Source organism: Paramagnetospirillum marisnigri (assembly GCF_001650715.1).
GTDB classification, from domain to species: Bacteria; Pseudomonadota; Alphaproteobacteria; order Rhodospirillales; family Magnetospirillaceae; genus Phaeospirillum; species Phaeospirillum marisnigri.
In genome coordinates, this window is the sequence record NZ_LWQT01000072.1 from 1 (window position 1) to 13,672 (window position 13,672).

Annotated in this window: 12 protein-coding genes and 1 pseudogene; 7 read left to right on the forward strand and 6 right to left on the reverse strand. The window is 67.4% G+C overall.

Features of this window, described 5'->3' with window-relative positions; genetic code table 11:
- Positions 1-197 (reverse strand): transposase (locus A6A04_RS14060; protein ID WP_068492287.1); only part of this gene is annotated, 197 nt, incomplete at its 3' end.
- 51 nt (positions 198-248) lie between these two features.
- The gene (locus A6A04_RS14065; RefSeq protein WP_068493936.1) at positions 249-641 is read right to left on the reverse strand and encodes an Arm DNA-binding domain-containing protein; all 393 of its coding nucleotides are present in this window, start codon (positions 639-641) and stop codon (positions 249-251) included.
- A 389-nt stretch (positions 642-1,030) separates the two neighbouring features.
- Between A6A04_RS14065 and A6A04_RS14070 the strand changes: the two genes are divergently transcribed.
- Positions 1,031-1,555: a hypothetical protein gene (locus A6A04_RS14070; protein ID WP_068493938.1), complete on the forward strand. Its 525-nt coding sequence runs from the start codon at positions 1,031-1,033 to the stop codon at positions 1,553-1,555.
- 13 nt (positions 1,556-1,568) lie between these two features.
- Here the strand turns inward: A6A04_RS14070 and A6A04_RS14075 are convergent, their stop codons facing one another.
- From A6A04_RS14075 to A6A04_RS14085, 3 genes are read right to left on the reverse strand one after another with little or no spacing between them, the layout of a single operon-like run.
- A complete protein-coding gene (locus A6A04_RS14075) occupies positions 1,569-2,861 on the reverse strand; it encodes an HlyC/CorC family transporter (RefSeq protein WP_068493941.1) in 1,293 nt (430 codons plus the stop codon).
- Between the two features lie 25 nt (positions 2,862-2,886).
- Positions 2,887-3,990 (reverse strand): 3-dehydroquinate synthase, encoded by a 1,104-nt coding sequence (gene aroB / locus A6A04_RS14080; RefSeq protein ID WP_068493943.1) that lies wholly within the window; start codon positions 3,988-3,990, stop codon positions 2,887-2,889.
- Positions 3,987-4,556, reverse strand: coding sequence for a shikimate kinase (locus A6A04_RS14085; protein WP_068493945.1), 570 nt, complete (start codon positions 4,554-4,556; stop codon positions 3,987-3,989). The genes aroB and A6A04_RS14085 overlap by 4 nt, the downstream gene beginning before the upstream one ends.
- 174 nt (positions 4,557-4,730) lie before the next feature.
- On the opposite strand from A6A04_RS14085, the gene A6A04_RS22720 reads away from it, so the two are divergent.
- Positions 4,731-4,871, forward strand: coding sequence for a hypothetical protein (locus A6A04_RS22720; RefSeq protein WP_172822783.1), 141 nt, complete (start codon positions 4,731-4,733; stop codon positions 4,869-4,871).
- Positions 4,852-6,615 carry an antifreeze protein gene (locus A6A04_RS14090; RefSeq protein WP_068493946.1) on the forward strand — a complete coding sequence of 588 codons (1,764 nt, stop codon included), beginning with the start codon at positions 4,852-4,854 and terminating at the stop codon, positions 6,613-6,615. The genes A6A04_RS22720 and A6A04_RS14090 overlap by 20 nt, the downstream gene beginning before the upstream one ends.
- A gap of 271 nt (positions 6,616-6,886) precedes the next feature.
- Here the strand turns inward: A6A04_RS14090 and A6A04_RS14095 are convergent, their stop codons facing one another.
- The gene (locus tag A6A04_RS14095) at positions 6,887-8,476 is read right to left on the reverse strand and encodes a hypothetical protein (RefSeq protein WP_068493948.1); all 1,590 of its coding nucleotides are present in this window, start codon (positions 8,474-8,476) and stop codon (positions 6,887-6,889) included.
- Positions 8,477-8,692: 216 nt separating this feature from the next.
- Between A6A04_RS14095 and A6A04_RS14100 the strand changes: the two genes are divergently transcribed.
- The 4 genes and pseudogenes from A6A04_RS14100 to A6A04_RS14115 form a co-directional block, all read left to right on the forward strand.
- The gene (locus tag A6A04_RS14100; RefSeq protein WP_068493950.1) at positions 8,693-9,970 is read left to right on the forward strand and encodes an efflux RND transporter periplasmic adaptor subunit; all 1,278 of its coding nucleotides are present in this window, start codon (positions 8,693-8,695) and stop codon (positions 9,968-9,970) included.
- On the forward strand, positions 9,970-12,063 hold the full coding sequence (locus A6A04_RS23190) for an HlyD family efflux transporter periplasmic adaptor subunit (protein WP_068493952.1): 2,094 nt from the start codon (positions 9,970-9,972) through the stop codon (positions 12,061-12,063). The genes A6A04_RS14100 and A6A04_RS23190 overlap by 1 nt, the downstream gene beginning before the upstream one ends.
- Before the next feature lie 17 nt (positions 12,064-12,080).
- On the forward strand, positions 12,081-12,380 hold the full coding sequence (locus tag A6A04_RS14110; protein WP_068493954.1) for a hypothetical protein: 300 nt from the start codon (positions 12,081-12,083) through the stop codon (positions 12,378-12,380).
- Between the two features lie 1,080 nt (positions 12,381-13,460).
- A pseudogene (locus A6A04_RS14115) lies at positions 13,461-13,672 on the forward strand (IS5/IS1182 family transposase); the annotation flags it as partial.

The following is a 13,672-nucleotide window of genomic DNA, read 5'->3' on the forward strand; positions in this document are numbered from 1 at the left end:
TCGCGCTCAAGCTCCTTGAGCCGCTTGGCCTGTGAGACCTTCATCCCACCGTATTCCTGGCGCCAGCGGTAGTACGTAACCTCCGTTACCGCCAAAGCCTTGGCGACGTCGGCCACCTTCCGGCCTTGCGCCAGAAGCACGTCCGCTTCACGCAGCTTGCCGATGATCTCTTCGGCGGTATGTCTCTTCTTCGGCATGGAATGTCCCCTTCATGGTCAGTTGAATTATTACATTCAACCTGGAGCCATTCACGGGGGGAGGGTCAACCTCTTGATCGGCGCGTCATGGCGTCCGAGGAGTTGCCCGGCCTCGGCTTGAGCCAAGTACCATTCGCATATATCAGTGACAGTCGGGGCGCTTCGGGCCGAATGACGGTCCCCGCTTGGGTCAGTCCCCTTCGCCACATCAGCGAGCCTGTCGCGAGCAAGCTTTCTCGCCTCATCCGGTGTGAGGGTGCCCACCTTGCCCAACACCATCCGCCGCTCGGCACCATCCGGCAGCTTGTAGCGAATGAAATATGATGCAGCGCCGGTTGGCTTTATCCGAATGCCGAACCCCGTCAACGAATCGTCCATTATCGACAATTCCCGCCCAAGGTCCGGTGTCAACGAATCTACAAATTTCTTCGTTATCTTGGGCATGGAAATTCCCTGTGGTGACAACCCCCACAAATCCGGGGACGCTCGGGGGACGCTCGGGGACGCAAAAACAATCAATTTCGAGCAATGACCCTACCACAAGAGTAATGCCATATAGCCTTATAAGTCAATTATTTGGAATGTCCGGCAATCTTGGGGACGCTTGATAAATCTACCAACCCTCACCTTGGTAAGGGTAAGGTCGATGGTTCGATTCCATTCGGCAGCACCATGAAAGGCTCTAGGGAAACCTAGAGCCTTTCGCCATTTCAGGCCTCGGACTCCTTCACCCTTTGCCGAGCTTTTGCATTTGGGACCGCTCGGGGCTTGCGCCCGCCGACCGCCCCCGGCACAGTTGAGTCCAGGCATCCAAGTCCCTTGCGGGAGGCAGCGTGTCCATCTTCCGAAAAATCCTTTTGGCCCTGGTCTGCCTGGTGATCGCCGCCATCTCCACTTGGCTGAAATTCGGCAATCCAGAAGACCTGAAGCGCTGGCTGGCCGGGCTGTCGGTGCCGCGGATCGAGCGGGCCGCCGCGCCCGCCGCCCCGCCCCAGGAAGAGGAATTGCCGGTCCATGTGGTTTATGGCGGTGGCGGGGCATCGGCGCGCGAGACGGTGCTGGTGCTGCATTTCCGCCGCGCCGATTCCTCGGACGAGGTGCTGGCCAAGGCGGTGATCAGCGTCCAGGGTGCCGATGGCAGCCCGGTCAAGGAGGTCAGCGCCTGGGGCGCCTTCCGCTCGGACCCCCGGGTGGGGGCCTCGGTGGCCCGCTTCGCGGTGGGGACGCTTCCCCCCGGAACCTATCGGGTCAGCGCCGATATCGGCTCGCGCCAGTCATTGGGCATCCGCAAGGCGGCCATGGAATTCGCCGCCCGCGATGCCGAACCGGTCTGGGTCGAACTGACCAAGTCGAGATAGGCCGGAATGGCGACTAGGCGGCGGGTTCGCCGTCCTTGCTGGGCGGGGTGACGCGCAAGCTGGTGATCTGGTTGCGCTGGCGCCGGGCGATCTCGAAGCGGAAGCCGTAGAAGCGGAAGACCTGGCCCACATCGGGGATCTGGCGGGATTCGTGCAGAACCAGCCCGGCGATGGTGGCGGCCTCGTCGTCGGGCAGGCGCCATTCGAATTCGCGGTTCAGGTCGCGGATGGGTACCGATCCGTCGACGATATAACTGCCATCCGACTGGGGGCGCACCCCGGCCACGGCCTCGTCATGCTCGTCGGCAATGTCGCCGACGATCTCCTCCAGGATGTCCTCCAGGGTGATGATGCCCATCAGCGAGCCGTATTCGTCCACCACCAGGGCGAAATGCTCGCGGCGCTGGCGGAAGGCCTGCAATTGCTCCTGCAGCGTGGTGGAATCCGGGATGAACCAGGGCGGCGCCGCCAGTTCCGCCACATCCAGCTTCTCGGTGTCGCCGTCCAGGGCGCGTACCGCCCGCAGCAGGTCCTTGGCGTGCAGGATGCCGATGATGTTGTCGGGATCGTCTTTCCACAGCGGTAGGCGGGTGAAGGTGCTGGTGACCACCTGATCCACGACGGCGCCCGGCGCCTGGCCCGCGTCGATGGTGGTCAGATTGCGCCGATGGGTCATGACCTGTCCCACTTCCACATCGGCCAGTTCCAGGATGGAGCGCAGCATGCGGCGCTCCTCCTTGACCTCCTCCTCGCCGGCATGGACCTCGATGGCGCCCTTCAGCTCCATCATGGAGCTTTCCAGGGTGACCGAGGAGGCATAGCTGGCGCCGAACATGCGGAAGGCGAGGCGGACCACCGCCTCCACCGCCGAGACGAAGGGCGACAGTACCGTGACCACGAAGGTCACCGGCAACGAGAAGGCCAGGGCCACCCGGTTGGCGTGGTAGATGGCATAGGTCTTGGGCAGAACCTCGCCGAATACCACGATGATGACGGTCATGGCGCCCGAGGCATAGACCACGCCCGCGTCGCCGAACATGCCCACCATGACGCCGGTGGCCAGGGAGGAGGACAGGGTATGGGTCAGGCTGTTGCCGATCAGCAGGGCGCCGATCAGGCGGTCGCGGGCATCGATCAGCCGGTTGACCCGGCGCGCCGCGATGCTGCCGTCCTGCTCCAACTGGTGCATGGCCGGGCGCGACACCGCCGTCAGCGCCGTCTCGGTTCCGGCGAAGAAGGCCGATCCCGCCTGCAGCGCGACGATGGCGATGAGGGCCAGGGTCAGATAGAGCGTGGTGTCCGTCATCTCAGGTCCTCATCCCCTTCCGGAGTCATCGGCCCGCCGCCATCTCCGCCAGCATGGCGGCCAGCTCCGCCTCGGGCACCTCGCGGGTCAGGAAGCTCTGGCCGATGCCCTTGGCCATGACGAAAGTGACCTTGCCGTCCCTGACCTTCTTGTCGCCCTGCATATGGGCGAGCAGGCGGGGAACCTCCCACAGCCGCCCGGCGGGCAGGGTGGTGGGCAGCCCCACCGCCTCGAAATGGCGCTTGACCCGCTCCAGGTCGGTGGCCGGGGCCAGGCCCAGTTGGACCGACAGGCGCAGCGCCATGATCATGCCCATGGCCACCGCCTCGCCGTGCAGCAGTTCGTCGGAAAAACCGGTCTCGGCCTCCAGGGCGTGGCCGAAGGTGTGGCCGAGATTGAGCAGGGCGCGCACGCCGCCCTCGCGCTCGTCGGCGGCGACGATGCGGGCCTTGGCGCGGCAGCTGACCGCCACCGCCTGGGCGCGGGCCTCGGAATCGCCGTCCACCACGGCCTTGCCGTTGGCTTCCAGCCAGGTGAAGAAGGGCTCGTCGTCGATGATGCCGTATTTGACCACCTCGGCATAGCCCGCCAGCACCTGGCGGCGGTCCAGAGTGTCCAGCGCGCCGATATCGGCCAGCACCAGCCGGGGCTGATGGAAGGCGCCCACCAGATTCTTGCCGTGGCGGGTGTTGATGCCGGTCTTGCCGCCCACCGAACTGTCCACCTGGGCCAGCAAGGTGGTGGGAATCTGCACGAAATCGACGCCGCGCAGCAAGATGGCGGCGGCGAAGCCGGTCAGGTCGCCGATGACGCCGCCCCCTAAGGCCACCACCATGGTGCCGCGTTCGGCCTTGGCCGCCAGCATGGCGTCCAGCAGGGCTTCCAGATGGGGGAAGTCCTTGGTGCGCTCGCCCGCGGGCAGCACGGTATGCATGGGCATCACCCCGGCATCGAGCAGGCTTTTTTCCACCCGCTCCAGATACAGCGGCGCCACCCGATCATCGGTGATGACCAGGGCGCGATTGCCGCGCATCAGGGGCTGGATCAGCTCGCCCGCCCGCTCCAGCAGCCCCTGGCCGATCTGGATGTCATAGCCGCGTTCGCCCAGTTCGACCCTGACGCAGTTCATTGGGGACTCTCCAGATAATCGATCAGCCCGGCCATGACCCGGGCCACGGTGGCCTCGGGCGCCTCGTCCGAGGAATCGACGGTGATGTCGGCCTCGGCATAGATGGGATAGCGGATATCCATCAGGCGGCCGAGAATTTCCCGGGGGTCGCCCTGTTTCAGCAAGGGCCGGTGGTCGCGTCCCACGGTGCGCTTCAGCAGCAGGTCGAGATCGGCCCTGATCCATACCGAAATGCCGGTCTGCTTGATGCGGGCGCGGGTGTCGGGGTCGACGAAGGCACCACCGCCGGTGGCCAGGATCACCGGCGCGGCGTCCAGCAGCCGGGCGATGACCTTGCGCTCGCCCTCGCGGAAGGCGGCCTCGCCATAGCGGGCGAAATAGTCGCTGATGGTGCATCCCGCCGCCGTCTCGAATTCGGCATCGGCATCGACGAAGGAAAGGCCGAGGCGGGACGCCAGCCTGCGCCCGACGCAGGACTTGCCCGCGCCCATCAGGCCGACCAGCACGACCGTCCGCTCGATACGCCCCATCAGCCGTGACGCCAGCAGGGCGAGCTCCTCAGCCATTTTACTCCTGCACTCCCGGACTTCGCCCGCCATGGAAATGCTCCGGCGGCGTGCGAAGGTAAAGTTGATCGGGGGCGGCAGGGCCGATACACTGTCGGCCAATCATCGCCCGCCACGGGCGTTGTAGCCGTCCCGGCCCGGCCCTGTCCAGTCTTGCAAGGTTTCCAGCTTCCCATGATTAGAATTGCGGTCCTGTTGCTCGTCCTGCTGCTGGTGATCGTCGGCGGCGGCATTGTCTTTCTCTCGTCCTATGATCCGGCGGCGCCGTCGGTCAAGATCGAGAAGGTGGTCCCCGATGCCCGCTTCGCGCGCTAAGGGGCTGCATGTCCTGGTCCTGGCCGGGATGGCGCTGGCGTCCCCGGCCGCCCTGGCGCAGGGCCAGCCCATGCCGCTGGGGCCGCCAGCCGCCCACCATGACGAATCCGGACCGACGCCCACGGTGCTGAAGACGGTCCCGTCGCCCAGCATGGAAACCACGCCGGTGGCGCCGCCATCGGATGGGCGGTTCCAGATGGAGGAACTGAAGGCCCCAGACCTGGAGGCCATCGGCATCCTGGACGAACGCCAGGGTGGCTTTGGCACCACCATGTGGCAGGGCACCTCCGCCTCCGTGGTGCGCTATCATACCGCCCATCTTCCGGTGGCCAACGGGTCGCGGACGGCGCGTTCGCTGGCGCGGCGCCTGCTGCTGTCCGCCGCCGTGCCGCCCGAGGGCGGCAAGGGCATGACGCCGTCCCTGGTGGAATTGCGGGCCGAGCGGCTTTACGCCATGGGCGAGGTCGAGGGCCTGGCCGCCCTGCTGAAGGCAACGCCCGCCGCCGTGACCTCGCCGGGCCTGACCCGTCTCAAGATCGACGCCTATCTGCTGGCCGGGGACACCAAGGCCGCCTGCGCCGAATCCGCCACCCTGGTGGGCAGTGCCGACCCGCGCATGCAGGCCTTTTGCATGCTGTCCTCGGGCAAGGTGCTGGAAGCCAACATGATGTTGGACCTGATGCGCGAGCGGAAGGATGCCGACCACGCCTTCATCGCCGCCGCCGAGGCCATGGGCGGCACGCCGCCCGCCAAGGTGGACAAGCTGCCCAATCCGACGCCGCTGCATCTGGCCGCCTTCAAGGCCGCCAAGATGCCCCTGCCGGCCGATGCCGCCAATTCCAGTCATCCCGCCCTGCTGCGGGCCATCGCCGAGGCCCCGGGCCTGCCGGTGGATGTGCGCATTCCCGCCGCCGAGCGGGCCGAGGCGCTGGGGGCGCTGGATACCGACACGCTGCGCAAGATCTACGGCGCGGTGACCTTCACCCCCGCCGAGCAGCAGGCGGCCCAGGGCATCGGCGACAAGACGCCGCGTGCCCGGGTGTTGCTGCTGCGCGCCGCCCAGCAAGAGGCCTCGCCCAGCGTTCGCGCCGACCTGATCACCCGTATCCTGGCGGCGGCGGCCGAGCGCGGCGCCTTCGCGGGCACCGCCCGGCTTTACGCCCCCATCATCGCCGATCTGCGCCCGTCGCCCGATCTGGCGCCCTTCGCCGCCGGTCTGGCCCGCGCCCTGTTCGCCGCCGCTCGGCCCGAAGGCGCAGGGGGCTGGGTCGCCCTGGCCAAGAGCGATCCCGCCTCGGCCAGGGCCGCCGATGATCTGTGGCCGCTGGCCCGGCTATATCGGGGAGGCGAGACCGCCGCCGCCGGGGCCGAGACCTATGGCGCCTGGCTGGGCGCCCGCGAATTGCCCGCCGATCAGGCCGAGCGTCGTGCCCTGGTGGGGCTGGAGCTGTTGCAGGCGGTGGGCGAGAAGGTTCCCGCCGCCCAGTGGATGGCGCTGCCCCAGACCGGCCTGTCGGCCATTCCGACGCCGCGCCCGGCCTTGAAGGCGCAGTTGCGCGCCGCCTCGGAAGGCCACCGGCTGGGCGAGACGGTGTTGCTGGCCCTGGCCGCCCTGGGCGATGCCGGGCTGGACAAGGTCGACGCCGAGATTCTGAACCGGGTGGTGGTCTATCTGCGCCAGGCGGGACTGGAGCGGGAAGCCCGCGATCTGGCGGTGGAAGCCGCCCTGGCCAACGGGGTGTAGATTCAGGGACGGCAAAAGCGATCCGTCATCCCGATCAACGATGTTCTCTCTCTCCCTCTCCCGCTTGCGGGAGAGGGTCGGGGTGAGGGCTTGGTAGCCGCCGCGCGAATAGATGCTGATTGGCGCGCCGACGCGCACGCCCTCACCCGTCTCGGCTACGCCTCGCCACCCTCTCCCGCAGGCGGGCGAGGGACCATTCTCCTTCACCTGACTGTCCCGAGACCCCCGGGTCAAGCCCGGCCATGACGGAGAGGAAAACTGATCCCAGCCCCTACCGCCGTCCGTCGCCGGGGTCGTCCAGCCAATGGGGTTCGACCACCTGTCGGCCCTTGCGGCTTTCCAGCAGCTTGCGCACATGGCTGAGATTCTTGGCCGCCACCTTGGCCGGTCCCTTGGCGCCGTGGGCCTGGAACACCTCCAGCGCCCCGGCCAGGGCGGTCTCGGCCTCGGCGAGATGGGCGGTGCCGGTGCCGTGGCGGTCGAGCATGAACAGGGCCGAGCCCAGGGTGTTCTGGGTGGCGGCCCAGGCCAGGGGCGTGCGCTCGCGGGTGCGGATTTCCAGCACCGAATGGCAGGTATCCACCGCGCGCTTCAACACCTCGGTGTTTTTCATCTGGTCGCCATAGACTTCCAGAACCTGGGCGATGGTATTCATGATCTCGGCCCAGCGGGCCGGGGTCTCGGTGCGGGAATAGACCTGCAGCGTGGCCTGGAGCGCCTGCAGGGCCTCGCGCAGCAGCTCGGTCTGGCCGGTCAGCAGGTCGAGGCGGAACAGGCCGACGCCGAGGCGGACCTGGGACGAGGCCCATTCCTGCGGCATCAGGGCGCGGGGCAAGGTCTCGGCCGCCGAGCGCCATTCCTTGATGGCCTCTTCCCACAAGGGCGCGGCGTTCTCCTTCTGGCGCTCGGCCCGCGCGCCGATGCAGGCAGCCAGATGCTTGTGTAGCAGCCCGGCCTCCCAGCCGGGATCGGTGCGGGCGAGGCGGCGCTGGGCCTGGCGATAGGCATTGGCCGCCTTGTCGAACCAGGGCGTCGCCTCGTCGGACAGTGATGCCAGGGCGGTGGCGGTAGCCACATGGCCGAACACCAGTTGCACCGAACGCTGCTGGCCCATGGTCAGTTGCACCGGCGGCTTGGCCGCCAGGGCCTCGGCGGCGACGGCGGCGGCGGGCAACAGGCGGCGGATGGCGGCCTTCTGGGCTTCGCTGGCGGGGTCCATGGCCGCCAGCACCGCCGCGAACAGCAGGTTGGAGGCCGGTTCGGCGAAATCCTTGGGCAGCTCGATGCGGGTGGTGGGGCCGAAAGTGGCGGCGCGTTCGTCATCGGTGGCGGCGGTGGCCAGCCGCAGGCGATAGCCTTCCTTGGAGAAATCACCCCAGACCAGCAGGTCGGCGTCTTCCTCGACCACGGCGTGGCGGCTGTTGAGCACCACCGAGGACACCAGCGAGGGGTCCTCCATATTGTCCAGTTGAAACACCCGGCCCAGGGCCTTGACCTTGAGCGAGGGGCGCGCCGACAGGGCCTGGTTGAGGTAATTGGCGGCGGCGCCATCGGCATCGCCCGCCAGGGCGGCCACCACCACGGTGAAGGCGGTCGCCTCCACGGTATTGACCGGCTGGGTGGGCGGAGGCGGCGCGGCGGGCTTGGGCTTGAACAGCCCGACGATCATGTCGAGCAGCCCCAGGCCTCCGTTGCCCTGGTCGGCCTTCGCCGCCTGAGGGGAGGGTGTGGCTGGCTTGGCCGAGGCGGGCGGCGCGGCGGCGGGCGGCGGGGCTCCGGGTGCGGGCATGCCCCGGGCGGCCGCCAGATCGCGCGCCCGTCGCATCCGTTCCGCTCGCTTCTCGTCCTCTTCGCCTGCCATACCCCAACCCTATACGGTACTGCCGCGTTGTCGGCAACTGGTCTGGCGCTGATGCCTGACGCGGCGCATATTCCTGGCATAGATGGTCATCAAGGCCGCCACGAACACCCTTGCCGACAGATTGGTTCGGGGCACAAATCCACGTTTGATTTCATTCGACATGATCCGGCTGGTTTGGGAGGGTGTGTTCTCGATGATGAATGGGGCCTGGCCGGGATGAACGAGGTCTTTCTCACGCTTCTTGACCTGGAAAGTCGGATTCTGGCGGCCAAGCGGCCGGTAGAGATTGCTTTCCTGGCGGTGGACATGGCGTTTTCCCTGATTCCCTATCGCCAGGCGGCTTTATGGAGCCAGGACAACGGCGTGGTGGCGCTGTCGGGGGCCGCCACGGTGGAGAGCGGCAGCCCCTATGTGCTGTGGCTGGAGCAGGTGCTGCGGCATCTGTCGGGCCGGGACGGACCCGGGGTCATCACCGCCGCCGACCTTCCCGCGGCCCTGGCCGAGCCCTGGGGCGACTGGTTGCCGGTGCATGCCCTGGTGCTGCCCATGGCGGGCGAGGTCCTGGTCTATGCCCGCGACGAATCCTTCGCCGATAACGAAGTGGCGCTGATGGGCCATCTGGCCGCCCTGGTGGGGGTATCGCGCCGGGCGCTGGCGCCGAAGACGCTGGCCATTCCGTTTCCCCGGGGCCGCCGCGCCTGGGGGCTCGCCGCCATCGGCCTGCTGGCGGCGCTGTTTCCGGTGACCGGCTCGGTGCTGGCCCCGGCCGATCTGGTTCCCGCCCATCCGGTGGTGGTGCGGGCGCCGCTGGACGGGGTGGTGGACCGCATCCGGGTCAAACCCAATGAGAAGGTGGCCGAGGGGGCGGCTTTGTTCGATCTCGACGCCACCCAACTGTCCGGCCGCCTGGAGGTGGCCCGCCAGCAGCTCGCCACCGCCGAGGCCGAGTATCGCCAGGCGGCCCAGGCCATGGTGTTCGACGCCAAGGCCAAGACCCAGGTGGCCATCCTGGCGGGCAAGGCCGAGGAAAAATCCGCCGAGGTCCGTTTGCTGGAAGGCCAACTGGCCCGGGTTTCGGTCAAGGCCCCCCGGGCGGGCATCGCGGTATTCGACGATCCCACCGACTGGATCGGCAAGCCGGTGGCGGTGGGCGAGAAGGTGATGGCGGTGGCCGACGAGACCGACACCGAGGTGGAGGCCTGGGTCGCCGCCGCCGATATGGGCGAGGTGGGGCCGGGGGCGCGCCTGACCCTGTTCCTCAACACCCGCCCGCTGTCGCCGGTGCGCGCCACCGTGCGCAGCGTCGCCTATGAAGCCTCCGCCCGGCCGGATTCCACTATCGCCCACCGGCTGCGCGCCAGCCTGGACGAGGCCGAGGACAAGCCCCGGCTGGGCCTCAAGGGAACCGCGCGCGTCGACGGCGAGCGGGTGCCGCTGGTGTGGTGGCTGTTCCGCAAGCCGCTGGCCGCCATCCGGCAGGTGGTGGGGCTGTGATGATTCAGGCGGCGGCCCTGCCTCAGCTGCGCGAGGAACTGGCGGTGCATGTGGGGCCGACCGGCGCCGATGGCGCGCCGACCTGGACCCTGCACGATCCCCTGCGCAACCAGTTCTTCCGCCTGACCTGGGCCGCCTTCGAGGTGCTGAGCCGCTGGCATCTGGGCGATGCGGCGGCGGTGGCGCGGGCGGTGGAGGCCGAGACCACCCTGCGCCTCGACGAGGAGGACGTGGACGGCGTGGTGGAGTTCCTGGCCCAAAGCCAGTTGCTCAAACCCGATGGCCCCCGGGACGTGGCCCGGCTGCTGGCCATCCACGATTCCCAGAAGACCGCCTGGTACACCTGGATTCTGCATCATTACCTGTTCTTCCGGGTGCCGCTGGTGCGGCCCAACCGCATGTTGGACGCCGTGCTGCCCCATCTGGCCTGGCTGGGCAGCCGCGCCTTCCGTCTGGCGACCCTGGCCGCCCTGGTGGCAGGGCTGTTCCTGGTGGGGCGGCAATGGAGCGCCTTCGCCGCCACCCTGGTCGACCATTTCTCCATGGAGGGGCTGGCGGCGTTCGGCGTCGCCCTGGGCCTGGCCAAGATCGTTCACGAACTGGGGCATGCCTTCACCGCCAAGGCCTTCGGGGTGCGGGTGCCCACCATGGGGGTGGCCTTCCTGGTGCTGATGCCGGTGCTCTACACCGATGTCAACGAGGCCTGGAAGCTGCCCAGTCGCAGGAAGCGCCTGCTGATCGGTGCCGCCGGTATCCTGGCCGAGCTGACCCTGGCTGCCTGGGCGACCCTGGCCTGGGGGCTGCTGCCCGATGGTATGGCCCGCTCCATGGCCTTCACCCTGGCCGCCACCACCTGGATCAGTTCGCTGGCCATCAATCTCAGCCCCTTCATGCGCTTCGACGGCTATTTCCTGGCCATGGACGCCCTGGACCAGCCCAATCTGCATCCCCGCAGCTTCGCCCTGGCCCGCTGGCATCTGCGCGAGGTGCTGTTCAAGCTGGGCGAGCCGGTGCCCGAGCATCTGCCCGCCGCCACCCGATCGGGCATGATCGTCTTCGCCTGGGCGGTGTGGGTCTACCGGCTGGTGCTGTTCCTCGGCATCGCCGTGCTGGTCTACCACTTCTTCATCAAGGCGCTGGGCATCCTCCTGTTCGCGGTGGAGATGGGGTGGTTCGTAGCCCGGCCCTTCCTCCAGGAATTCGCCCAATGGAAAAAGCGGGCGGCGGCCATCCGCGCCTCGAGGCGGTCGCGGCTCAGCCTGGGGCTGGCGCTGGGGTTCGTCCTGCTGGCGGTGGTGCCGTGGAGCGGCCGGGTATCCGCCCCCGCCCTGCTCAAGGCGGCCGAGCATGTCAGTCTCTATGCCCCCGCCGCCGCCGTTCTGGGCACGGTGGAGGTGGCGGCGGGCGCCCAGGTGGCGGCGGGCGCCGTGCTAGCCCGGCTGGACAATCCGGACCTGCTCCATCGGCTGGATCAGGTGGAACGCCGGATCGCGGTGCTGCGTTATGAACTTGCCTCGGTGGCCTTCGAGGAAAGCTTTCGCGGCCGCTCGCGGGCCATCGCCAGCGAGATGGAGGCCACCCTGGCCGAACGCGCCGCCCTGCTGCGGGACCAGGAGCGGCTGGTGCTGGCGGCTCCCATCGCCGGCACCGTCACCGACCTGTCGCCGCTGGTGCAGCCTGGCCAGTGGATCAGCCCCAGGGAGCCGATCCTGGCCTTGCGGGCGGGGGCGGTGATCGAGGCCTATGTGGCCGAGGATGACCTGTCGCGCATCCAGGTGGGTGGGCGGGGGCGATTCATCCCGGAAGGCAGCGGGGAGGCCCGGGCCGCGACCATCGCCGCCATCGACCATTCGGCGGTCAAGGCGTTGTCCGATCCCGAATTGGCGGTTCCCTTCGGCGGCGCCATTCCCGCCCGTTTCGACGCCAAGTCCCTGGTGCCCGATACGGCCGTCTATCGGGTGCGGCTCGATCTGGATGGTACCATCGCGCAGCCCATCCGGGGTACAGTACATCTGGAAGGCGAGCGCCAATCCTGGCTGGGCCGGGTGTTCAAAGCCGCCGCCGCCGTTGTTGTCCGGGAATGGGGCATGTAACCAAGGAGTTGATGGTCATGAAGCGCATCGCATTCGTGTTGGCCATGTTGCTGGTGGCGGTTCCCGCCCTGGCCCAGCCCATGGCCGTGGACAAGAATTACGAAGCCGAGAAGGCTGCGGAAATCTCCAATGCCAAGCTTCAACTGGCCACTCAACCGGGCTCGGCGGCGGTGCAGGAACTCAACGAGGCCGAGGAGACGTTGCGCCGCCTCAAGGCCGCCAAGCTCGCCGAGCAGCGCCGCAAGATCGCCGCCGAGTTGGAAATGGCCATCACCCGGCTCAAGATCGCCGCCAGCGGTTCGGGCGCGGCGCGGTAGGCGCCCTGGCGGATGATGAGAATGGTTCAAAAGAGCACGCTAAGAACGACTGAGTTGGAATTCCAACTCTGACAGAGTTGGACAAAGGTTAATGTTCTATAGCTGTTCTCAAAGAGAAACCCCCGAAAACCGTTGGTTTCCGGGGGTTTGAACTTGGTGGGTGCACAAGGACTCGAACCTTGGGCCCGCTGATTAAGAGTTTCGGGATTTTCCAGCAATTTCAAACATGTTTTGGCAGTTCATCCCCAGCCTTACCGCGTCAAGGAGTGATGAAAAATGCCAAAAGATAGCCTCAGCCCGACCACCGTGGATCTCTCTCAATCCGTCTGCACCATGCCATCTCCGGGAGCGTCCAAGCCAAGCTATGCCGAGATGGCGGAGCGCCTGAAAGAGGCCATCGTTCGGATTGCCAAGGAGGGGCAGGGCATGCCCATGTCCATGACAGCGCCGGGTCGGCCGTCGCTGCAGGCGATGGCGAGTGCGACCGGCTTGCGCCTCATTGATATTCGCAGCAATCGCAAGCTTGGCGGGTTGATCGATGAAGCTCTAGGCCGTCTTGGTCCAGGGGCAGTGGTTGACGATCGGCAGAGTGGTGATACGACCGACCAGGCCAAGGTCAACCGTCGGCAGCTTGAGGCCTATCTCTCCGGCCTTGAGGCCTCAGGAGACAGGATCCCATGCGTGCCGGGACGGCCCGAGGATGTCCATTGGACCGGCGTGGCCCGTGAAACTGGGCTGCCCAATTCTTACTTCGCTGGCAAGGCTCCAGGTCGGCGTGCTGTCGAGGCGGCATTGCAGCGTCTGGGTGTCGCCGTTCGCCCCCGCATTCAGGATGAGCCGACCTATAGGGCGCTGCAGGCTCATGCGCTGGCCATGCGGGCAAAGGAAGTCGCCGGCCAGTCCTCCGCCAGCCAGCAGATGGCCAATCTGCGGTCGGCTCTCCAACGTGTGATGCGGGAGCAGGGGGGGAATCTTGATATTGCGGTGGGCGACGCCCTGGACCGCTTTGCAACAGACCTGGAATCTAGGACGGATCCGACCTCGCGCAAACTGCGCTCCGAGGTTACTCGTCTCCGCGAGGGGCTGATCGATCCCAACAACACGGCTTCGGATGTTTGGGCCGACACCGCCTATCGCTCCGAGGCCAACGAGACCTTTCTGCGCTCCATCGGCAAGGTCAGCCGCATTCACGTCAAGAAGCCGCGCGGCAAGCCGATGTCACGGCGGACTGCGGCCGCCAATGCCACGAAATCGGCGGTGCGCGCCCATGTCGAGCATCCCTTCGCCGCCCT

What these genes read in the sequence shown, in the direction of transcription:
- aroB (WP_068493943.1), bottom strand. Translation starts at nt 3,990, where the DNA reads ATGAACTGCGTCAGGGTCGAACTGGGCGAACGCGGCTATGACATCCAG.
- A6A04_RS14110 (WP_068493954.1), top strand. Translation starts at nt 12,081, where the DNA reads ATGAAGCGCATCGCATTCGTGTTGGCCATGTTGCTGGTGGCGGTTCCC.
- A6A04_RS14075 (WP_068493941.1), bottom strand. Translation starts at nt 2,861, where the DNA reads ATGACGGACACCACGCTCTATCTGACCCTGGCCCTCATCGCCATCGTC.
- A6A04_RS14095 (WP_068493948.1), bottom strand. Translation starts at nt 8,476, where the DNA reads ATGGCAGGCGAAGAGGACGAGAAGCGAGCGGAACGGATGCGACGGGCG.
- A6A04_RS14065 (WP_068493936.1), bottom strand. Translation starts at nt 641, where the DNA reads ATGCCCAAGATAACGAAGAAATTTGTAGATTCGTTGACACCGGACCTT.
- A6A04_RS22720 (WP_172822783.1), top strand. Translation starts at nt 4,731, where the DNA reads ATGATTAGAATTGCGGTCCTGTTGCTCGTCCTGCTGCTGGTGATCGTC.
- A6A04_RS14085 (WP_068493945.1), bottom strand. Translation starts at nt 4,556, where the DNA reads ATGGCTGAGGAGCTCGCCCTGCTGGCGTCACGGCTGATGGGGCGTATC.
- A6A04_RS23190 (WP_068493952.1), top strand. Translation starts at nt 9,970, where the DNA reads ATGATTCAGGCGGCGGCCCTGCCTCAGCTGCGCGAGGAACTGGCGGTG.
- A6A04_RS14090 (WP_068493946.1), top strand. Translation starts at nt 4,852, where the DNA reads ATGCCCGCTTCGCGCGCTAAGGGGCTGCATGTCCTGGTCCTGGCCGGG.
- A6A04_RS14100 (WP_068493950.1), top strand. Translation starts at nt 8,693, where the DNA reads ATGAACGAGGTCTTTCTCACGCTTCTTGACCTGGAAAGTCGGATTCTG.